Raw genomic sequence first — 23,451 nt, 5'->3', positions numbered from 1 at the left:
TAATCTGTAAATGTTTATTCTCATCCATTTTAGAAAAAGTCTTTAAATATATCTGAATATTCTGCATTTTAGATGATTTCACCAAGTATTACACTTCCCGATTTTTAGTCATTTATGCTATATGGATATATAAATAATACCTAATTTGACATCCCCTTTCTTTATGAAAGAAGCAGTTATTTTTCCAAAATGCCAAGTAACAGATACCTTACTTTTTCCCTAGAGGTAAATTTTTTATAAGTTGCAGTTTTCACTTTTTCAAATTGAATTGGGGTAATAAAATAAGAATGGTTCTTCGCTACCCTATTCGGTTCTAGCAGGATGACATCACCTACTGACGGTCCCTTTATTAGTTCCTGCTTACCTTCTGCTTTAAGCCCTCTTGCAATGTAGTGTTTATCCACATAGCCTTTTTTAGTCAATTTGTAGACATGCGGCTTTTTTTGGTAATGCACTGCCTCTATGGGAATGGCGGGTACACCAGCTTTCTCATTGGTTATTACAGCAAGGTTGACTTTGGATCCCACCAACAAAGATTCGGTTTCTTCACCCTCCGGTTCGATTAAAGCCTGAAATGGAAATCTGTTATCCCTTTTTAGTGACGGCTCTTCTGCTGGATAGGAATGGATACGGCCTATCGTTCCTTTCAATGACTTTTTTAAATCAGAGGAACTTGCTTTTATAGTCATGCCCACTTTAGCTTTTTTCATCTCCTCTTCGGTGAAATTACCTTCAATTGCCATATTTGTTGAAACGATGGATATAATGGGGTTTTTCAGGTTTTTATTGATATTTTTAACTACGCCATCAGCTTCACTCGTCGTTACAATCGCGCTAGCCTGCTCCTCAATTGAACTTAATTTAGCATCAAGCATTTTCACTTTTTCATTCAAACTGTTTTTTTCGAGTTCTTGCTTGTACATTTCTTGCTCAATGTTGCTTTTAATAAGATCTGAAGAGCTTGTTGTTATATTAATATCCAAGTTATTTTTCACCGATTCATCAATGACCGCTTTATCAGGATCACGGGTCAGGGCCCCTTGAGAAGCCATTAACTTTCTAATATATTCGTCAATCCCTACAATTTCTCCCTCAGCAGCAGTTTTCTCCGCTTCCAAATTCGCTTTAAGTGCATCAAGTTCGGTTGTCGTATACTCAAACAACGAGGAACCAGCCGCTACAGCATCCCCCTCTTTTACAAGGAATTTCTTAAAATCATTTTTCTTGGTTTCAAAATAGATATCGTACTCTTCTACAGGTTTAATTACCCCATTTGTTTGAATAGTATCCGTAATTGTATCTTTTTTTACCATTGACCAGTTTTCCACGAAAACAGTTCGTTCCGCTTTGCTTCCTTTTTTTTCAATAAGGTATATGTTGACGGTTATTAACACAATCGACGCAATTGAGACTGCTGTTATTTTCCATTTCCCACTCATTCTTTTCACCCGCCTTATACAAATACGCCCACTTGGATGTATGCTAAAAAGGCTTTAACAAACCACGTGGCCAGATAGAATAGAACAATCATTACAAGGACCAAATAATTATTTCGTTGTGAAAACTCCTTTAAATAGAAATATTGCAGGGCAATAATAAGAAATTGAAAAATGGTGATTTCGCTGAAAAAGTGAATAAAGTAATCACTTCTGAGAAAATACTGACCGATGACTCCCAATGAAAAAAGGTTGGAATCATTGCCTATATCCATTAATACGAAAAGAGGAATCAGTAATGCTTTTTCCAATAATTGCAGCCCGAAAATGATCATTTGAACGATAACTAATTTTATGTATGGGATATCGGTAACAATCCAAAAGAAAAGGGCTGATAAAAATATGTAAATGGATGGGTAGATAAGGCTTGCTATTATATTGCCGCTCAATATCAGAAACTTTCCTGCTTCAAATTCATTAACACTCATCTTCGTGATTTCTTTGGAAAATGATTCAGAACCAATGCCAAAATATCCACCAATAGCAAATACTATAATACTAAGAAAATATAAAAATAGTAATTTCCATCCAAGCCGTGTGACTGCCTCTGCATTTTGCAGCTGATAACGACTTCGATGAGGCTCTAAAATGCCCTTTAACAATCTGACCTGGTACACCATATGTGTTCCTCCTGCAAAAAATGATATATCATCCTATATTTTATCTTATTTTGGAAACAATTGCAGAAATAAGGAATGAATGAAACAAAAAAAACACATAGACTTACCCTTAATATTTAATCCTCCTCACCAATTTGGAGTTAATACCGATAAATGATGGCCAAGAACTTTAATTCGAGTAGGTGTTTGGCTATAACTCTCTCCATCCATATCCACATCAAGTGGTCTCTTGTTTTCAATAGTCATGCTACCGGCCTGCACATAGGTCACACCAGACTCCGAGCTCAGATTTTCAATCCATGAACGTTTCATCGCTATTATTTCTAAAAATGCACCAAAGCTTGCGTTTTCCAAGATGGCAACGCCAAAGATCCCATCGTCTAGACTAACCATGGGAAAGGGGAGTAAATTAGTACCGATAAAACATCCATTCAAGACCAAAATCATGATTGCTTCTCCTTCAATGAAATTCCCATCATACTCAAGTTTATAGGAAAAGGGTGCATTATCACCAATCGTCCTTACTGCACTTAATAAATATCCTATCTTTCCGAACCTGTTTTTTTCCTGCACATCAATATTGCTTGATGCCTCAGTAATAAGCCCGATTCCCCAAAAGTTGGAGAAATAGTCATCGTTGGCCTGACCGATGTCAATTGAACGAACTTTTCCATTTACTATTGCTTCCGCAGCCTGACGAACATTTTGGGGAATCTTTAATGTTCTTGAGAAGTCATTGCAAGTCCCTCCAGGTAATATCCCAAACAACGGCCGCTTCCCAAGGGGTGAAAGGCCATTTACACACTCATGTACGGTTCCATCTCCCCCTAATACGAAAACTACATCCATGTCTTCACCATATTCCGAGCAGAATCGACATGCATCCCCTTTTTCCTTCGTTTGTAGAATAAGGAACTCATCAATATGAGGAGCTATTACTGGAAGACATTCCTCAAGATTCCTCTCGAGTTTATTGTTCCCGGCCTTTTTATTATAAATAAGCATTCCCTTTTTCCATCTCATGATTCTTGCCTCCATACTAATGAAAGAATTTTCCTACTACTTATACTTTTTCCTAAACCCCAGATTTTGAAACTCATTCATAATCAAATATAGAAAAATTCATATGGATTTGAACTCTAAGATATCAACAAAAAAAGAGGCTATACGCCCCTTTCAGTTATTCCTTCATATATTCGTCAAATATTCCTTCATCGTTAAGACAAGCTTTGAACACAAAGGACTTCGTTTTTCATTTTTTTCCAAAAACAACAAAAGACTTTCCAAGATAATGGGACTTGGCCTAACTTTTGAAAACTCTTCTTGAATTGCCTTTAAAGCTTCCCTATTTTTACTTGTTTCCACTTCCAACATCCTGCTGATGATCGAATGGATTTCCTCTTTTGGGCTCAAATCCCGCAGTGAGCATTCTGGTAAAGGAAATTGTTTCAATAATGGATCTTCCATGTTTTGCAGGCTTGCAATAATTGAATCCATACGGTTCAACATGAAGCTAGGTAACAACTCCACATCGAAAGCATTTTTTTTCCTGATCAATATTCCGATATATCCTTTGAAAAGTGAATCTAATATTATTGTGCAATCCGGCAGAAGGTCAGCCGAAAGTCCGGGGTATATCTCAATGATTTTACGCTTGAACCAAATCAATCCCTCTTCATGGATATATTGTAAAAACCGATCAAGTTCTTCGCTGATATGGAGCATTTGTTCCTGCATCAGCATTTGAATTAAGTTTGTATTTCCCGTCATATGCTCCATGTGAACAGTGATTTGCCTCAAAAATTTGTCTTTACTAGACAATGAAGCGTCTAACTCAAGATCAAGTAATGAGTCCGTCAACGCTTCATAATAATATTTAAAAATGGAGACGAGTAACTCTTCCTTCGATTTAAAATAATTATAAAAAGATCCCTTTGCTATCCCACATTTTTCAGCAATTTCCTGAACGGAGGTGGCATGATAACCTTTCTCCGCGAAAAGTTCTACAGATTTATCTATGATCATTTTATGTTTTTCATTCATCAAATTCATCCTATCTCTTAAAAGTCTGTCCAATTATGACCAATCAGTCATATCTTTCAAATTGTATCCCAAAACCCTTGGAATCACAACGATAAAACTAACAGATATTATCTATTGCAATCATAATCCTTATGCTATATATTTGAGTCTATGACCGACTAGTCACAATTTTAAGTATGGAGGGTACAAGTTTGAATTCAATAATTAAATTTTCCTTGAAGAATAAATTGGCAATCTGGTTGCTTACGATCATCATCGTTGCAGCGGGTTTATACTCCGGTTTAAACATGAAGCAAGAAACCATTCCAAACATCTCGACTCCATTAATAAGTATCTCCACTGTATATCCAGGAGCTGCACCTGAAGAAGTAGCAGATAAACTCACAAACCAGATTGAACAGAAAGTCACAAATTTATCAGGAGTCGAATTAGTCAGTTCATCTTCCATGGCTAATGTTTCTTCCATCCAATTACAATATGACTATGATACGGATATGGACGACGCTGTAAAAGCTGTTAAAGAAGCATTAGAGAAAATAGAACTGCCTGAGGGAGTGGATAACCCAAGCGTATCTAAATTAGAGTTAAACGCTTTTCCTGTCGTAGCACTCAGTGTAACAGATAAGGATTCGGATTTACCAGCCCTTACAAAAAATGTCGAAGAGGTGTTAGTACCTAAACTTGAAGGAATCGATGGCGTAACTTCCGTATCAATTTCCGGACAACAAGTAAATGAAGGGAGCCTTGTATTCGATCAAGAAAAGATGGCTCAATATGGGCTCGATGAAGAGACCGTAAAGAAGGTTATCCAGGCCGCAAACATCAACATGCCACTTGGCATATATAACTTTGATGATAAAGAAAAAACGATCGTTGTGGATGGAAACATTTCCACATTAAAAGACCTGAAAAATATAAAGATACCTTTAACGGGTGGTTCTAAAACTGGAACGCCAGCACAAACCATACCCGAAACCAATCAATTATCCCCTGAAATGGCTTCGGGTACTGCCCAAGTACAAAATGTCAAATTATCAGATATTGCCGATGTTAAAGTCACCGGTAAGGCTGAGTCGGTTTCAAGAACAAACGGTAGCGAATCGATTGGAATCCAGGTTACAAGATCGCCTGATGCCGATACAGTTGCAATCGTAGACGAAGTAAATAAAGAAATATCGAATTTCAAAGAAGAATTTAAAGGCGTCAGTGTACATACTACGCTAGATCAAGCAAAACCGATTAAAGATTCAGTTGAAACCATGATTAGCAAGGCAATCTTCGGCTGTCTGTTTGCCGTCATCGTTATCATGCTTTTCCTTAGGAACTTTAAAACGACTCTAATTTCCGTCATTTCGATTCCATTATCTTTGTTAGCAGCCCTTTTGGTGCTCAAGCAAATGGATATTTCATTAAATGTTATGACACTGGGAGCCATGACAGTCGCAATTGGCCGTGTCGTCGATGACTCTATTGTCGTAATTGAAAATATTTACAGGAGAATGGCTTTAAAAGGCGAACAATTAAAAGGCGGCGACTTAATAAGATCAGCCACTAAGGAAATGTTCATCCCTATCCTTTCATCGACAATCGTTACAGTAGCCGTTTATCTGCCTTTAGCAAGCGTTACAGGGGCTGTTGGGGAACTATTCATGCCATTCGCCTTAACAATGGTGTTTGCATTAGTCGCTTCATTAATAATCGCCATCACACTCGTTCCGGCCATGGCAGACTCTTTATTTAAAAAGGGACTATCTAAAAAGGAATTAAAATCACATGAAGAAAAACCCAGCAAACTATCTGCATTCTACCGAAAAGCACTTGATTGGTCATTAAACCATAAGTTAATAACTTTCGGTACAGCCATTGTATTATTAGTCGGGAGCTTATTCCTTATTCCAAGCATCGGTGTCAGCTTCATGCCTGCAGATGAGGAAAAAACGATTATCGTTACTTACACTCCAGCGCCTGGCGAATTAAAAGAGGATATTGAAAAGCAAACAGAAAAAGTAGAAAAATACTTCATCGATAAAGATGATGTGAAGACCGTTCAATATACACTAGGGGAAAACATGATGAGTGGAATGATGGGCGGCTCGGGTAACTCAGCTCTCTTCTATGTACTCTATGATGAAGACACCAAAAACTTCGGAGACAAAAAAGAAAAGGTCATAAAGGATTTAACTAGCCTTAATTCACCTGGAACATGGAAACAACAAGAGTTCACTTCAACATCAAGTAATGAAACTACCCTATATGTATACGGAAATACACAAAAAGAAATTGAACCTGTAATCGATGATATTAAAAATATCATGAAGAAAAATAAAGACTTAAAAGATGTTGATACCAGTCTTTCCGATGCTTATGAGCAATATACACTAGTGGCAGACCAGAAAAAGCTAAGTGATCTTGGACTAACAGCGGCACAAATTGGTATGTCCATTGCAAATACGAACAAAGAAGATGCTTTAACTACTATTAAAAAAGATGGAGAAGAAGTCAAAGTATATGTCGAGACAGAAGAAACGACATTTAAAGATAAAAAAGATCTTGAGAACACGAAAATTTCTTCTCCAATGGGAATGAAAATCCCATTAAAAGAGCTTGTGAAAATCGAAGAAGGAAAAGCGTCCGATACAATTAGCCGTCGCGATGGAAAAATTTATGCCGACGTGTCTGCAACTATCAAATCGGATGATGTAGCAGCAGTAACAGCTGAGGTACAAAAGGAAGTTAAAAAATTAGACCTTCCTGCAAGCGTTTCTGTAGACTATGGCGGAGTAACGAAAGATATCCAAGAATCATTCACTCAACTCGGAATCGCCATGTTAGCAGCCATAGCTATCGTTTACTTTGTCCTAGTCGTTACTTTCCATGGTGGTTTAGCACCAATAGCCATTCTCTTCTCACTACCATTCACGGTAATTGGGGCATTGGCAGGGCTATTCGTTACAGGTGAGACGATCAGCGTTTCGGCAATGATGGGTGTCCTAATGCTTATTGGTATCGTCGTAACCAATGCCATTGTATTAGTGGACCGTGTTATCAAAAATGAAGAATCAGGTTTATCTACTCGGGAAGCTTTACTCGAAGCTGGATCCACCCGTTTACGTCCAATCCTGATGACTGCCCTTGCCACAATAGGCGCCTTAATACCTCTGGCAATCGGTGCAGAAGGCAGTGGATTAATATCACAAGGTTTAGGAATTACCGTTATCGGCGGACTAGTGAGTTCTACATTGCTAACACTGGTCATAGTACCGGTAGTTTATGAAGTTATAATGAAAATAGGTAAAAAGAAGAAAAAAACAGTTAAATAATAAAGAAAAGAAAAGAAAGAGGGTATCCCTAATTAAAGGGATACCCTCTTCTTTTCTGATTCAACAATAATAATTTTGAATTCTTCTACTCCACCTTCATTTTCATAATGCATTAATAAATATATATTCAATTTGTCCTATACAGCTTCCTGCCAGCTCTCTAGACAAGGTCTTTATGACTTGATTCCTTCTTTTTTAACCAGACACCCGCCACTCGTAACATAAATGCCTATTCGTCGTCATTTCCAAGGAAATTCGTTTGTTTTTAAAACTGATTTTTATGCAAACAAAAAAAGGAAAGCACTCGCCTTCCTTTTTGATTTCTATAGATTAGTGTTTGGTGAAAGTTTGGTCTATCGCATTTTCCAAATCCAGCGATTTCTCTTTTAAATAACGCTTGGTCACATTTAAATCTTTATGACCGGCAAGCTTGGATATCGTTTGTATAGCTATTCCATTATCCACTAACCTTTGGCAAAAGGTATGACGCAATTTATGTGGATGCACATTGTATTTTTTTAATATATATTGAACTGACCTCGGAGTGATCCTTTGATTATAACTTGAGATGAATAACGGATCTGCTTTTTCTTTTAAAGAATGAAGATAATTTTTTACATGTTGTATAGCCGATAGTGTAAGGGGAACGGTTCTATCAATTTCACCTTTTGCGTTCCTGACAAGTATATAATTTCGCTCTGTTTCCATGATGACGTCCTGATCATTTAAGTCACATAATTCAGAAACACGAATTCCTGTATGCAACAAAAGGTAGACGATGGCAATGTTCCTAAGATTTCCTTCGGCTTCTATATCTCTTAACAGGATTTGCTGCTCTTTTATGCTTAAAGTTTCAGGCACTTCTAGCTTGTGCTCTTTAACCTTGCGTTCCACAGAAAGCATTACTTGTGGCTTGCCTAAAAATTTAAAGAATACATTTAGAGCGATATAGTGTTTTTCGATTGTCCCTGGACTTTTCTTGCAATTTTCTAAATAGTCAAGATAATCCTGAACATCTTCAGAATGAATCTCCATCAATATCTTTTGTGTCTGGTCACAAAACTGTGAAAGGACACCAGTATACGTTTTGATCGTATTAGCTGATTTGCCTTGGTCTCTCAACCATTCAGCAAACGAAAAAATCATTTCATCTTTAGCAGAGGTATCCATCGGCTATTCCCCCATGACAGTTTCAGAACTACGTTAAGTTTAACATATTTCCCTACAGAAACGAAGAATTCTGTCCATATGCCTTAAACAGATATACGATTATACAGATTGAAGCAGAAATTATTTGCTTATTTATCACTAGATGCATTTATAAGTATGTCCTAACATATATACTTTCCTATACTTTCTATAATCTTTTGAGTCTCCTACCTTTTAACAGATTTAAACATAAGAAACAGAAGGAATAACAACCGCAAAAAAGACCAGCCGGATGGCTGATCTTTTTAAATGGCTTGGCGGCGTCCTACTCTCACAGGGGGAAACCCCCAACTACCATCGGCGCTGAAGAGCTTAACTGCCGTGTTCGGAATGGGAACGGGTGTGACCTCTTCGCTATCGCCACCAAACATATCAGGAACGTTGTTCCTTCAAAACTAGATAATAAGAAGGTATTTCATTTTTTAAAAAGCGTTGGTTAAGTCCTCGATCTATTAGTATCAGTCAGCTCCACATGTCGCCACGCTTCCACCTCTGACCTATCAACCTGATCATCTTTCAGGGATCTTACTAGCTTGCGCCATGGGAAATCTCATCTTGAGGGGGGCTTCATGCTTAGATGCTTTCAGCACTTATCCCGTCCGCACGTAGCTACCCAGCTATGCCTTTGGCAAGACAACTGGTACACCAGCGGTGCGTCCATCCCGGTCCTCTCGTACTAAGGACAGCTCCTCTCAAATTTCCTGCGCCCGCGACGGATAGGGACCGAACTGTCTCACGACGTTCTGAACCCAGCTCGCGTACCGCTTTAATGGGCGAACAGCCCAACCCTTGGGACCGACTACAGCCCCAGGATGCGATGAGCCGACATCGAGGTGCCAAACCTCCCCGTCGATGTGGACTCTTGGGGGAGATAAGCCTGTTATCCCCGGGGTAGCTTTTATCCGTTGAGCGATGGCCCTTCCATGCGGAACCACCGGATCACTAAGCCCGACTTTCGTCCCTGCTCGACTTGTAGGTCTCGCAGTCAAGCTCCCTTGTGCCTTTACACTCTACGAATGATTTCCAACCATTCTGAGGGAACCTTTGGGCGCCTCCGTTACTCTTTAGGAGGCGACCGCCCCAGTCAAACTGCCCACCTGACACTGTCTCCCACCCCGATAAGGGGCGCGGGTTAGAATTTCAATACAGCCAGGGTAGTATCCCACCAACGCCTCCACCGAAGCTAGCGCTCCGGCTTCTCAGGCTCCTACCTATCCTGTACAAGCTGTACCAAAATTCAATATCAGGCTGCAGTAAAGCTCCACGGGGTCTTTCCGTCCTGTCGCGGGTAACCTGCATCTTCACAGGTACTATAATTTCACCGAGTCTCTCGTTGAGACAGTGCCCAGATCGTTACACCTTTCGTGCGGGTCGGAACTTACCCGACAAGGAATTTCGCTACCTTAGGACCGTTATAGTTACGGCCGCCGTTTACTGGGGCTTCGGTTCAAAGCTTCGCTTGCGCTAACCTCTCCCCTTAACCTTCCAGCACCGGGCAGGTGTCAGCCCCTATACTTCGCCTTGCGGCTTCGCAGAGACCTGTGTTTTTGCTAAACAGTCGCCTGGGCCTATTCACTGCGGCTTTTCCGGGCTATTCACCCTAAAAAGCACCCCTTCTCCCGAAGTTACGGGGTCATTTTGCCGAGTTCCTTAACGAGAGTTCTCTCGCACACCTTAGGATTCTCTCCTCGCCTACCTGTGTCGGTTTGCGGTACGGGCACCTTACATCTCACTAGAGGCTTTTCTTGGCAGCGTGGAATCAGGAACTTCGGTACTATATTTCCCTCGCCATCACAGCTCCGCCTTAATGGAAACGGGATTTGCCTCGTTTCCGGCCTAACTGCTTGGACGCGCATATCCAACAGCGCGCTTACCCTATCCTTCTGCGTCCCCCCATCGTTCAAACGATGTATAGGTGGTACAGGAATATCAACCTGTTGTCCATCGCCTACGCCTTTCGGCCTCGGCTTAGGTCCCGACTAACCCTGAGCGGACGAGCCTTCCTCAGGAAACCTTAGGCATTCGGTGGAAGGGATTCTCACCCTTCTTTCGCTACTCATACCGGCATTCTCACTTCTAAGCGCTCCACCAGTCCTTCCGGTCTGACTTCAACGCCCTTAGAACGCTCTCCTACCATCGACACCAAAATGGTGTCAATCCACAGCTTCGGTGATACGTTTAGCCCCGGTACATTTTCGGCGCGGAGTCACTCGACCAGTGAGCTATTACGCACTCTTTAAATGGTGGCTGCTTCTGAGCCAACATCCTGGTTGTCTAAGCAACTCCACATCCTTTTCCACTTAACGTATACTTTGGGACCTTAGCTGGTGGTCTGGGCTGTTTCCCTTTCGACTACGGATCTTATCACTCGCAGTCTGACTCCCAAGAATAAGTATTTGGCATTCGGAGTTTGACTGAATTCGGTAACCCGTTGGGGGCCCCTAGTCCAATCAGTGCTCTACCTCCAATACTCTCATCTTGAGGCTAGCCCTAAAGCTATTTCGGAGAGAACCAGCTATCTCCAGGTTCGATTGGAATTTCTCCGCTACCCACACCTCATCCCCGCACTTTTCAACGTGCGTGGGTTCGGGCCTCCATTCAGTGTTACCTGAACTTCACCCTGGACATGGGTAGATCACCTGGTTTCGGGTCTACGACCTCATACTCATTCGCCCTATTCAGACTCGCTTTCGCTGCGGCTCCGTCTTATCAACTTAACCTCGCATGAAATCGTAACTCGCCGGTTCATTCTACAAAAGGCACGCCATTACCCATTAACGGGCTTTGACTACTTGTAGGCACACGGTTTCAGGATCTATTTCACTCCCCTTCCGGGGTGCTTTTCACCTTTCCCTCACGGTACTGGTTCACTATCGGTCACTAGGGAGTATTTAGCCTTGGGAGATGGTCCTCCCTGCTTCCGACGGGATTTCTCGTGTCCCGCCGTACTCAGGATCCACTCAGGAGGGAACGAAGTTTCAACTACAGGGTTTTTACCTTCTTTGACGGACCTTTCCAGATCGCTTCATTTACCCCGTTCCTTTGTAACTCCATGTTGAGTGTCCTACAACCCCAAGAGGCAAGCCTCTTGGTTTGGGCTAATTCCGTTTCGCTCGCCGCTACTCAGGAAATCGCATTTGCTTTCTCTTCCTCCGGGTACTTAGATGTTTCAGTTCCCCGGGTCTGCCTTCAGTACCCTATGTATTCAGGTAAAGATACTGTTCCATTACGAACAGTGGGTTTCCCCATTCGGAAATCTCCGGATCAAAGCTTACTTACAGCTCCCCGAAGCATATCGGTGTTAGTCCCGTCCTTCATCGGCTCCTAGTGCCAAGGCATCCACCGTGCGCCCTTTCTAACTTAACCGTTAAAAAAGATCTTACTGATGCTTTGAAAAAAATTAATTGCCTTCTATCTATTATCTAGTTTTCAAGGAACAAAGTAGAAAGAATCCATCACATCGTGATGTTTATCTTTCGTATTCTGAATGAATTACTCATTCAAAACTGAACAAAACAAAAGCGCTCTCGTAATTATCCTTAGAAAGGAGGTGATCCAGCCGCACCTTCCGATACGGCTACCTTGTTACGACTTCACCCCAATCATCTGTCCCACCTTAGGCGGCTGGCTCCATAAAGGTTACCTCACCGACTTCGGGTGTTACAAACTCTCGTGGTGTGACGGGCGGTGTGTACAAGGCCCGGGAACGTATTCACCGCGGCATGCTGATCCGCGATTACTAGCGATTCCGGCTTCATGTAGGCGAGTTGCAGCCTACAATCCGAACTGAGAATGGCTTTATGGGATTCGCTTACCTTCGCAGGTTTGCAGCCCTTTGTACCATCCATTGTAGCACGTGTGTAGCCCAGGTCATAAGGGGCATGATGATTTGACGTCATCCCCACCTTCCTCCGGTTTGTCACCGGCAGTCACCTTAGAGTGCCCAACTGAATGCTGGCAACTAAGATCAAGGGTTGCGCTCGTTGCGGGACTTAACCCAACATCTCACGACACGAGCTGACGACAACCATGCACCACCTGTCACTCTGTCCCCCGAAGGGGAAAGCCCTATCTCTAGGGTTGTCAGAGGATGTCAAGACCTGGTAAGGTTCTTCGCGTTGCTTCGAATTAAACCACATGCTCCACCGCTTGTGCGGGCCCCCGTCAATTCCTTTGAGTTTCAGCCTTGCGGCCGTACTCCCCAGGCGGAGTGCTTAATGCGTTAGCTGCAGCACTAAAGGGCGGAAACCCTCTAACACTTAGCACTCATCGTTTACGGCGTGGACTACCAGGGTATCTAATCCTGTTTGCTCCCCACGCTTTCGCGCCTCAGTGTCAGTTACAGACCAGAAAGTCGCCTTCGCCACTGGTGTTCCTCCAAATCTCTACGCATTTCACCGCTACACTTGGAATTCCACTTTCCTCTTCTGCACTCAAGTTCCCCAGTTTCCAATGACCCTCCACGGTTGAGCCGTGGGCTTTCACATCAGACTTAAGGAACCACCTGCGCGCGCTTTACGCCCAATAATTCCGGACAACGCTTGCCACCTACGTATTACCGCGGCTGCTGGCACGTAGTTAGCCGTGGCTTTCTGGTTAGGTACCGTCAAGGTACCAGCAGTTACTCTGGTACTTGTTCTTCCCTAACAACAGAACTTTACGACCCGAAGGCCTTCTTCGTTCACGCGGCGTTGCTCCGTCAGACTTTCGTCCATTGCGGAAGATTCCCTACTGCTGCCTCCCGTAGGAGTCTGGGCCGTGTCTCAGTCCCAGTGTGGCCGATCACCCTCTCAGGTCGGCTACGCATCGTCGCCTTGGTGAGCCATTACCTCACCAACTAGCTAATGCGCCGCGGGCCCATCTATAAGTGACAGCGTAAACCGTCTTTCCATCTTCTCTCATGCGAGAAAAGAACGTATCCGGTATTAGCTCCGGTTTCCCGAAGTTATCCCAGTCTTATAGGCAGGTTGCCCACGTGTTACTCACCCGTCCGCCGCTAATCTCAGGGAGCAAGCTCCCATCGATTCGCTCGACTTGCATGTATTAGGCACGCCGCCAGCGTTCGTCCTGAGCCAGGATCAAACTCTCCGAAGAAATGTTTGACTTGCTCATTTTGCTTTTTTGATAGTGTGTGCTCACTTAAAATTTAACGTTGGCGCTTTGTTTTGTTCAGTTTTCAAAGAGCAATTTTCACAATCGTTCTTTCGAACGGCTTGTTTATTCATCATAACACTTTATTGATTAGTTGTCAACTTCTGCGAAGTTTTTAACTTATTTTAAATCGCTGTGTTTTTCAGCGACCATTTCATCTTATCATTTTCATAGTAAGAAGTCAATAGTTATTATTTTCTTCTAGCAATCTGCCAAAAGCGGATGAAGTTTTTCGTTTGTCTTAGTTGGTGCTTATTTATATTAATCCTATTTCACTTTAAAGTCAACACATTTCACAATAAATAATTTCCTTTCCCAATCTTAGGATAAGAATAGACTTCCAGGGCAAATCTGCACGGTTCCCGTGGCTTGAAAATGAAAAACATACATTCATGTTTAAAAATATAATTAAGACAAAGCTAAGGTCTCCTGCAAAGAACCCTAAATAACGCAAAAAAAGACCAGCCGGATGGCTGATCTTTTTAAATGGCTTGGCGGCGTCCTACTCTCACAGGGGGAAACCCCCAACTACCATCGGCGCTGAAGAGCTTAACTGCCGTGTTCGGAATGGGAACGGGTGTGACCTCTTCGCTATCGCCACCAAACATATCAGGAACGTTGTTCCTTCAAAACTAGATAATAAGAAGGTATTTCATTTTTTAAAAAGCGTTGGTTAAGTCCTCGATCTATTAGTATCAGTCAGCTCCACATGTCGCCACGCTTCCACCTCTGACCTATCAACCTGATCATCTTTCAGGGATCTTACTAGCTTGCGCCATGGGAAATCTCATCTTGAGGGGGGCTTCATGCTTAGATGCTTTCAGCACTTATCCCGTCCGCACGTAGCTACCCAGCTATGCCTTTGGCAAGACAACTGGTACACCAGCGGTGCGTCCATCCCGGTCCTCTCGTACTAAGGACAGCTCCTCTCAAATTTCCTGCGCCCGCGACGGATAGGGACCGAACTGTCTCACGACGTTCTGAACCCAGCTCGCGTACCGCTTTAATGGGCGAACAGCCCAACCCTTGGGACCGACTACAGCCCCAGGATGCGATGAGCCGACATCGAGGTGCCAAACCTCCCCGTCGATGTGGACTCTTGGGGGAGATAAGCCTGTTATCCCCGGGGTAGCTTTTATCCGTTGAGCGATGGCCCTTCCATGCGGAACCACCGGATCACTAAGCCCGACTTTCGTCCCTGCTCGACTTGTAGGTCTCGCAGTCAAGCTCCCTTGTGCCTTTACACTCTACGAATGATTTCCAACCATTCTGAGGGAACCTTTGGGCGCCTCCGTTACTCTTTAGGAGGCGACCGCCCCAGTCAAACTGCCCACCTGACACTGTCTCCCACCCCGATAAGGGGCGCGGGTTAGAATTTCAATACAGCCAGGGTAGTATCCCACCAACGCCTCCACCGAAGCTAGCGCTCCGGCTTCTCAGGCTCCTACCTATCCTGTACAAGCTGTACCAAAATTCAATATCAGGCTGCAGTAAAGCTCCACGGGGTCTTTCCGTCCTGTCGCGGGTAACCTGCATCTTCACAGGTACTATAATTTCACCGAGTCTCTCGTTGAGACAGTGCCCAGATCGTTACACCTTTCGTGCGGGTCGGAACTTACCCGACAAGGAATTTCGCTACCTTAGGACCGTTATAGTTACGGCCGCCGTTTACTGGGGCTTCGGTTCAAAGCTTCGCTTGCGCTAACCTCTCCCCTTAACCTTCCAGCACCGGGCAGGTGTCAGCCCCTATACTTCGCCTTGCGGCTTCGCAGAGACCTGTGTTTTTGCTAAACAGTCGCCTGGGCCTATTCACTGCGGCTTTTCCGGGCTATTCACCCTAAAAAGCACCCCTTCTCCCGAAGTTACGGGGTCATTTTGCCGAGTTCCTTAACGAGAGTTCTCTCGCACACCTTAGGATTCTCTCCTCGCCTACCTGTGTCGGTTTGCGGTACGGGCACCTTACATCTCACTAGAGGCTTTTCTTGGCAGCGTGGAATCAGGAACTTCGGTACTATATTTCCCTCGCCATCACAGCTCCGCCTTAATGGAAACGGGATTTGCCTCGTTTCCGGCCTAACTGCTTGGACGCGCATATCCAACAGCGCGCTTACCCTATCCTTCTGCGTCCCCCCATCGTTCAAACGATGTATAGGTGGTACAGGAATATCAACCTGTTGTCCATCGCCTACGCCTTTCGGCCTCGGCTTAGGTCCCGACTAACCCTGAGCGGACGAGCCTTCCTCAGGAAACCTTAGGCATTCGGTGGAAGGGATTCTCACCCTTCTTTCGCTACTCATACCGGCATTCTCACTTCTAAGCGCTCCACCAGTCCTTCCGGTCTGACTTCAACGCCCTTAGAACGCTCTCCTACCATCGACACCAAAATGGTGTCAATCCACAGCTTCGGTGATACGTTTAGCCCCGGTACATTTTCGGCGCGGAGTCACTCGACCAGTGAGCTATTACGCACTCTTTAAATGGTGGCTGCTTCTGAGCCAACATCCTGGTTGTCTAAGCAACTCCACATCCTTTTCCACTTAACGTATACTTTGGGACCTTAGCTGGTGGTCTGGGCTGTTTCCCTTTCGACTACGGATCTTATCACTCGCAGTCTGACTCCCAAGAATAAGTATTTGGCATTCGGAGTTTGACTGAATTCGGTAACCCGTTGGGGGCCCCTAGTCCAATCAGTGCTCTACCTCCAATACTCTCATCTTGAGGCTAGCCCTAAAGCTATTTCGGAGAGAACCAGCTATCTCCAGGTTCGATTGGAATTTCTCCGCTACCCACACCTCATCCCCGCACTTTTCAACGTGCGTGGGTTCGGGCCTCCATTCAGTGTTACCTGAACTTCACCCTGGACATGGGTAGATCACCTGGTTTCGGGTCTACGACCTCATACTCATTCGCCCTATTCAGACTCGCTTTCGCTGCGGCTCCGTCTTATCAACTTAACCTCGCATGAAATCGTAACTCGCCGGTTCATTCTACAAAAGGCACGCCATTACCCATTAACGGGCTTTGACTACTTGTAGGCACACGGTTTCAGGATCTATTTCACTCCCCTTCCGGGGTGCTTTTCACCTTTCCCTCACGGTACTGGTTCACTATCGGTCACTAGGGAGTATTTAGCCTTGGGAGATGGTCCTCCCTGCTTCCGACGGGATTTCTCGTGTCCCGCCGTACTCAGGATCCACTCAGGAGGGAACGAAGTTTCAACTACAGGGTTTTTACCTTCTTTGACGGACCTTTCCAGATCGCTTCATTTACCCCGTTCCTTTGTAACTCCATGTTGAGTGTCCTACAACCCCAAGAGGCAAGCCTCTTGGTTTGGGCTAATTCCGTTTCGCTCGCCGCTACTCAGGAAATCGCATTTGCTTTCTCTTCCTCCGGGTACTTAGATGTTTCAGTTCCCCGGGTCTGCCTTCAGTACCCTATGTATTCAGGTAAAGATACTGTTCCATTACGAACAGTGGGTTTCCCCATTCGGAAATCTCCGGATCAAAGCTTACTTACAGCTCCCCGAAGCATATCGGTGTTAGTCCCGTCCTTCATCGGCTCCTAGTGCCAAGGCATCCACCGTGCGCCCTTTCTAACTTAACCGTTAAAAAAGATCTTACTGATGCTTTGAAAAAAAATTAATTGCCTTCTATCTATTATCTAGTTTTCAAGGAACAAAGTAGAAAGAGTCCATCACATCGTGATGCTTATCTTTCGTATCTGAATGAATTACTCATTCAAAACTGAACAAAACAAAAGCGCTCTCGTAATTATCCTTAGAAAGGAGGTGATCCAGCCGCACCTTCCGATACGGCTACCTTGTTACGACTTCACCCCAATCATCTGTCCCACCTTAGGCGGCTGGCTCCATAAAGGTTACCTCACCGACTTCGGGTGTTACAAACTCTCGTGGTGTGACGGGCGGTGTGTACAAGGCCCGGGAACGTATTCACCGCGGCATGCTGATCCGCGATTACTAGCGATTCCGGCTTCATGTAGGCGAGTTGCAGCCTACAATCCGAACTGAGAATGGCTTTATGGGATTCGCTTACCTTCGCAGGTTTGCAGCCCTTTGTACCATCCATTGTAGCACGTGTGTAGCCCAGGTCATAAGGGGCATGATGATTTGACGTCATCCCCACCTTCCTCCGGTTTGTCACCGGCAGTCACCTTAGAGTGCCCAACTGAATGCTGGCAACTAAGATCAAGGGTTGCGCTCGTTGCGGGACTTAACCCAACATCTCACGACACGAGCTGACGACAACCATGCACCACCTGTCACTCTGTCCCCCGAAGGGGAAAGCCCTATCTCTAGGGTTGTCAGAGGATGTCAAGACCTGGTAAGGTTCTTCGCGTTGCTTCGAATTAAACCACATGCTCCACCGCTTGTGCGGGCCCCCGTCAATTCCTTTGAGTTTCAGCCTTGCGGCCGTACTCCCCAGGCGGAGTGCTTAATGCGTTAGCTGCAGCACTAAAGGGCGGAAACCCTCTAACACTTAGCACTCATCGTTTACGGCGTGGACTACCAGGGTATCTAATCCTGTTTGCTCCCCACGCTTTCGCGCCTCAGTGTCAGTTACAGACCAGAAAGTCGCCTTCGCCACTGGTGTTCCTCCAAATCTCTACGCATTTCACCGCTACACTTGGAATTCCACTTTCCTCTTCTGCACTCAAGTTCCCCAGTTTCCAATGACCCTCCACGGTTGAGCCGTGGGCTTTCACATCAGACTTAAGGAACCACCTGCGCGCGCTTTACGCCCAATAATTCCGGACAACGCTTGCCACCTACGTATTACCGCGGCTGCTGGCACGTAGTTAGCCGTGGCTTTCTGGTTAGGTACCGTCAAGGTACCAGCAGTTACTCTGGTACTTGTTCTTCCCTAACAACAGAACTTTACGACCCGAAGGCCTTCTTCGTTCACGCGGCGTTGCTCCGTCAGACTTTCGTCCATTGCGGAAGATTCCCTACTGCTGCCTCCCGTAGGAGTCTGGGCCGTGTCTCAGTCCCAGTGTGGCCGATCACCCTCTCAGGTCGGCTACGCATCGTCGCCTTGGTGAGCCATTACCTCACCAACTAGCTAATGCGCCGCGGGCCCATCTATAAGTGACAGCGTAAACCGTCTTTCCATCTTCTCTCATGCGAGAAAAGGACGTATCCGGTATTAGCTCCGGTTTCCCGAAGTTATCCCAGTCTTATAGGCAGGTTGCCCACGTGTTACTCACCCGTCCGCCGCTAATCTCAGGGAGCAAGCTCCCATCGATTCGCTCGACTTGCATGTATTAGGCACGCCGCCAGCGTTCGTCCTGAGCCAGGATCAAACTCTCCGAAGAAATGTTTGACTTGCTCATTTTGCTTTTTTGATAGTGTGTGCTCACTTAAAATTTAACGTTGGCGCTTTGTTTTGTTCAGTTTTCAAAGAGCAATTTTCACAATCGTTCTTTCGAACGGCTTGTTTATTCATCATAACACTTTATTGATTAGTTGTCAACTTCTGCGAAGTTTTTAACTTATTTTAAATCGCTGTGTTTTTCAGCGACCATTTCATCTTATCATTTTCATAGTAAGAAGTCAATAGTTATTATTTTCTTCTAGCAATCTGCCAAAAGTTTTTCGTTTGTCTTAGTTGGTGCTTATTTATATTAATCCTATTTCACCTTAAAGTCAACGCTTTTTCTCTATATTATTATATTTGTTTGAGTGCACAGTTTATTAGCTTCTAAAGTTTAAACAATTCCATGACAGTACTTATATAAATAGAAAGAAATGTAACCATACATAATTACTTTGTGGATTGTGTATTATCATTCTGCAGGGATGTAAAGTGTAAAAAAGAGCTCCTTCAGCTGTTTAATTAAATTGACTACCCCCTATCCCCTCGAATATTCATTGTTTTTTCCCTAATTCTTGAATGTCTTGCCAGTATACCTGTCGGTCTTTCTCCTCAGAGGAAAAGTTTTGTAAAGAACAGATAAGATAGGGTTATCGACAAAAAAACTCAGAATTCCTCTGTAAACATCCATACTACATATAATAGCCTAATAAACTCCTGTATATTTTTTTATGAATGACATCTAAATCTAATGAATAATGGAGTGTGGAATATAACCAAATTGACTTCACAATTTCCATCATGTTAATATATAACCAAGTAAAATAATAGGAATAGTTTATTTTATACTTTTCAAGCTAACTTTTAATTAAACATAACTATATAGCTAAAAGGAGATGGGAATATGAAAGCAGCAATGGTAATACCAGGTGCGGAATCTTTTTTCTTACCCGGCAATTCTATCGGTATCCTTATTTGCCATGGTTTTAACGGAACACCACAAAGCGTAAGGTATTTAGGTGAAAAATTCGCTGCCAAAGGCTTTACTGTCTTCGCTCCCAGATTGGCGGGCCACGGAACGAATGAAGGTGAAATGGAAACGAGCCATTATCAAGAATGGATACAAGATGTTGAAATGGCCTATGCAAAGTTAAAGCGAACCTGCACCAAAGTATTCGCTATTGGCCAATCAATGGGAGGAGCTCTTGTCCTGGATTTAGCGACAAAAGTGGCTTGTGACGGGATTCTAACCATCAATGCCGCTCTTCAAGTTCCCGAATATGAAATATACCGTAACCAATTGGTTCCACGCTTCATTCCTGAAGGCAAACCAGACATAAAAGATGATACGACCAAAGAAGTCACATATGACCAAGTTCCGTCAAAAGCGATTAATCAATTGCTCGATATAATGGAACATACCAGTCAACTACTTAAAAACATTACGTGCCCAATACTCCTCTTCCATTCTCCAGAAGATCACGTTGTACCAGACCTATGTTCCTATCAGATTTACGAAACTGTCATGTCCAGCGATAAGGAAATGGTGCCCCTTGAAAATTCATATCATGTGGCCTCATTGGATCATGATAAAGATCATATCATTGAACGGTCATGTCAATTTATTCAAAAGCAAAATAAAAGGGCAACAATCGCTTCTTAACCTCCTTTCACTATAAATTGGGTTTACCCATACACTTCATGGGTATATAAAGTTTATAAAGAAAAAGGAGGTAACATAATGAGCGGTTTATCAGACAAAGTAAAAAGTACTGTAAATAAGGTTAAAGGTGAAACGAAAGACCAGGTCGGAAACGCGAAAAATGATCCTCACTTACAAGCAGAAGGTAAAGTCGATAAATTAAAAGGCAATTTACAGGATAACATTAGTAAATTGAAAAATAACCGTTGAAGCAATAGATGGGTACATTATTCACTCAATACTCTTAACGAACATTCTCGCCCCCCCTTATATAGAGAAGAGGCGGCAGATAATCTGCCGCCTCTTCCTTCTTTAATTTGCTTGAATAACTACAACACACATATCATCTGGTTGATCTTGCTGCATTTTCGGGGGCATCAAAAAATCAATAGGGGGAGTTTCTTTACAATCTAACCATCTCGTCGAGACCGCTTCTTTTATTTGGCTGAGCCCTTCTGTCCCTTCCCGATCAATAGCTTCCATGACTCCATCCGTAAATAGCATAAGCTGAATCTTCTCTTCATAATGAATGATGGATTTTCCTATCTTCATCTCGGTAAAGAAACCAACTGGACATGTCCCTTTTGAAAGTGATGCCACTTTTCCATCATCTATTAAAGCAAAGCCTGGAGGATGTCCAGCATTCACATATTCCACTGTCTTTTGCTCTGTATCAATGAGCAAATAAATCGCGGTAAAATAATAATGCACTAGGTTGTCCTCTTTATTAAGGGTACTCATCCAGCGATTCATTTCGTTTATGACTGCCACTGGATCAGTATGTGTCCTGATGGCATCTCTCAAAACTGAAGAAATGAACATACACACAAGTGAGGCGGAAATGCCATGCCCCATCATATCCAACAGGATGATCCCATACCGATTTTCATCAATACGGTGCCAATAGTACATATCCCCTGCCAATTTATTCGCAGGTAAGTATGATGCTCTTATAGTTAAGTGGTCATTTCTAATGGGCTCACTTAATAAACTGCTTTGAACCTGCATGGAGAGATCCAATTCGTTGCGAATTTTTTCATCCTGCATTTTATGCCAATCTTTTTCATATTTAAGTCTTAAACCCACGCGAATTCTCGCAAGTAAATCTATTTTATTGATAGGCTTCATTATATAATCAATACCGCCCACATCAAGTGCCTCGGCCACCTTGTTTGAATCTTCAAGAGCGGTCACAAAAATAACCGGTATATCTTTAAGGTGAGGAATACTTTGAAGCCTCCTGCATGCCTCTATCCCATCGATCTCCGGCATCATAATATCAAGCAGAATGATATCAACTGAAGTCTCTTTAGGTTGCGGACTATCCACCTGTAAATATTCAAACATCTCAACAGCTGAAGTTAATGATAGAAAGTCCGTATAGCCAGCTCGCTTTAGAATTTTCTCTATAACGAAAAGGTTAACCTGGTTATCATCTACGATTAGAATCGTCATTCTTTCATTCCCCTTTTGGCTTATATCGAGCGGCAACATTTATCTTTATAATATGGATCAGTTTAATAAAGCTCCCATAACAAGTATTTTCCCATTATATTATAACGAAGTTCAGTCTCTTTTAATAATAATAAAGCACGACAACGAATATAAAATGAAGACCAACTCATTGTTTATACCCCTTCTTCCGACACCATAAACATAGAAATGCAAAAAAAGCGGAAAATATAGTATATCACTATAAATTAAAAGAAAGAGTACGCAAATATGCGTACTCTTTCTTTTTACAATTTCCGATAAATCCGTTCCTTTGAGTCAAAGTCCTCATAATCTTCCGAAAAGGATGATGTATGAAGTGTTTCCTTACTGCCAACCGCAAGGAAACCGTCTTTACAAAGACTGTCATAAAACAACTGATTAACATAGGTCTGTAATTCACCGGTAAAGTAAATCATCACATTCCGGCACATTATGATATGAAATTCATTGAACGAACCATCAGTAACTAAATTATGCTGGAAAAACACAATGTTTTTAAGGAGACTCGAATCAAGGTAGGCATTTTGATAATCGGTTGTGTAATACTCCGAAAATTCTTGGTTACCGCCAGCATGCAGATAGTTTTTTGTATAAGACTGCATTCTATTTAATGGTAATATTCCTTTTTCCGCATGACTGAGGACTTCATCATTCATATCAGTGGCATAAATCCTTGCCTTATCATAAAGTCCTTCTTCCTTGAGGATGATCGCCATGGAAAAGGCTTCTTCACCGGTCGAACAACCAGCATGCCATATTCTGATTTCGGGAAGGTTTTTCAAAAGCGGAACGATATTCAAACGAAAAGCTTTAAAGAATTCCGGATCGCGAAACATTTCTGTAACATTTATTGAAAAATCCTTCAAAAGCTTCTCGACATAGCCTTTTTCATATAAAACCATTTCTATCATTCCGCTAATCCTGCGAATATGATCCAGTCTCATTCTATTTTCAACTCTTCTTTTAATTGAAGAACGCATATACTTGCGAAAGTCAAAGCCGGAAACGGAATAAATGGCCTCTAACAATAATTCGATTTCTATATCTTCTCTTTCTTCAATCGTTAAAGTATCCTTCATGCAAAAC

Annotated in this window: 10 protein-coding genes and 6 rRNA genes; 3 read left to right on the top strand and 13 right to left on the bottom strand. The window is 43.1% G+C overall.

Annotation, left to right across the window (positions count from 1 at the left end):
- Window positions 1-176: 176 nt before the first annotated feature.
- The 4 genes from UP17_RS01315 to UP17_RS01300 all read right to left on the bottom strand — a co-directional run bounded on the left by UP17_RS01315 (window position 177) and on the right by UP17_RS01300 (window position 4,159).
- Window positions 177-1,439: an efflux RND transporter periplasmic adaptor subunit gene (locus tag UP17_RS01315; RefSeq protein ID WP_061461173.1), complete on the bottom strand. Its 1,263-nt coding sequence runs from the start codon at window positions 1,437-1,439 to the stop codon at window positions 177-179.
- Between the two features lie 14 nt (window positions 1,440-1,453).
- The gene (locus UP17_RS01310) at window positions 1,454-2,116 is read right to left on the bottom strand and encodes a hypothetical protein (RefSeq protein ID WP_061461172.1); all 663 of its coding nucleotides are present in this window, start codon (window positions 2,114-2,116) and stop codon (window positions 1,454-1,456) included.
- Between the two features lie 126 nt (window positions 2,117-2,242).
- Entirely contained in the window at window positions 2,243-3,139 is an 897-nt protein-coding gene (locus UP17_RS01305; protein ID WP_061461171.1) for a diacylglycerol/lipid kinase family protein, read from the bottom strand.
- A 165-nt stretch (window positions 3,140-3,304) separates the two neighbouring features.
- The gene (locus UP17_RS01300) at window positions 3,305-4,159 is read right to left on the bottom strand and encodes a TetR/AcrR family transcriptional regulator (protein WP_061461170.1); all 855 of its coding nucleotides are present in this window, start codon (window positions 4,157-4,159) and stop codon (window positions 3,305-3,307) included.
- A 191-nt stretch (window positions 4,160-4,350) separates the two neighbouring features.
- On the opposite strand from UP17_RS01300, the gene UP17_RS01295 reads away from it, so the two are divergent.
- Entirely contained in the window at window positions 4,351-7,479 is a 3,129-nt protein-coding gene (locus UP17_RS01295) for an efflux RND transporter permease subunit (protein WP_061461169.1), read from the top strand.
- 330 nt (window positions 7,480-7,809) lie between these two features.
- Here UP17_RS01295 and UP17_RS01290 read toward each other — a convergent pair whose 3' ends face one another.
- The 7 genes from UP17_RS01290 to UP17_RS01260 form a co-directional block, all read right to left on the bottom strand.
- Window positions 7,810-8,649, bottom strand: coding sequence for a tyrosine-type recombinase/integrase (locus UP17_RS01290; protein WP_061461168.1), 840 nt, complete (start codon window positions 8,647-8,649; stop codon window positions 7,810-7,812).
- A gap of 291 nt (window positions 8,650-8,940) precedes the next feature.
- Window positions 8,941-9,056: ribosomal RNA gene (gene rrf / locus UP17_RS01285) — 5S ribosomal RNA — on the bottom strand.
- Window positions 9,057-9,120: 64 nt separating this feature from the next.
- Window positions 9,121-12,054: ribosomal RNA gene (locus tag UP17_RS01280) — 23S ribosomal RNA — on the bottom strand.
- 177 nt (window positions 12,055-12,231) lie between these two features.
- Window positions 12,232-13,782, bottom strand: a 16S ribosomal RNA gene (locus tag UP17_RS01275).
- Between the two features lie 546 nt (window positions 13,783-14,328).
- A 5S ribosomal RNA gene (gene rrf, locus UP17_RS01270) occupies window positions 14,329-14,444 on the bottom strand.
- Between the two features lie 64 nt (window positions 14,445-14,508).
- Window positions 14,509-17,442, bottom strand: a 23S ribosomal RNA gene (locus tag UP17_RS01265).
- A gap of 177 nt (window positions 17,443-17,619) precedes the next feature.
- A 16S ribosomal RNA gene (locus UP17_RS01260) occupies window positions 17,620-19,170 on the bottom strand.
- The 16S, 23S and 5S rRNA genes sit together here, the layout of an rRNA operon.
- Before the next feature lie 903 nt (window positions 19,171-20,073).
- Here UP17_RS01260 and UP17_RS01255 point away from each other — a divergent pair.
- Together UP17_RS01255 and UP17_RS25900 are read left to right on the top strand one after the other, a co-directional pair.
- Window positions 20,074-20,832, top strand: a complete 759-nt coding sequence (locus UP17_RS01255) for an alpha/beta hydrolase (protein WP_061461167.1) — start codon at window positions 20,074-20,076, stop codon at window positions 20,830-20,832.
- A gap of 78 nt (window positions 20,833-20,910) precedes the next feature.
- Window positions 20,911-21,081 (top strand): CsbD family protein, encoded by a 171-nt coding sequence (locus tag UP17_RS25900; protein ID WP_081108663.1) that lies wholly within the window; start codon window positions 20,911-20,913, stop codon window positions 21,079-21,081.
- 102 nt (window positions 21,082-21,183) lie between these two features.
- Here UP17_RS25900 and UP17_RS01250 read toward each other — a convergent pair whose 3' ends face one another.
- Both UP17_RS01250 and UP17_RS01245 read right to left on the bottom strand, forming a co-directional pair.
- Window positions 21,184-22,326 (bottom strand): PP2C family protein-serine/threonine phosphatase, encoded by a 1,143-nt coding sequence (locus UP17_RS01250; protein ID WP_061461166.1) that lies wholly within the window; start codon window positions 22,324-22,326, stop codon window positions 21,184-21,186.
- A gap of 284 nt (window positions 22,327-22,610) precedes the next feature.
- On the bottom strand, window positions 22,611-23,444 hold the full coding sequence (locus UP17_RS01245; RefSeq protein WP_061461165.1) for a CheR family methyltransferase: 834 nt from the start codon (window positions 23,442-23,444) through the stop codon (window positions 22,611-22,613).
- Between the last annotated feature and the right edge of the window lie 7 nt (window positions 23,445-23,451).

This window comes from Peribacillus simplex, from assembly GCF_001578185.1.
Classification (GTDB): Bacteria; Bacillota; Bacilli; order Bacillales; family DSM-1321; genus Peribacillus; species Peribacillus simplex_A.
This window is presented reverse-complemented; position numbering and strand designations above follow the sequence as displayed.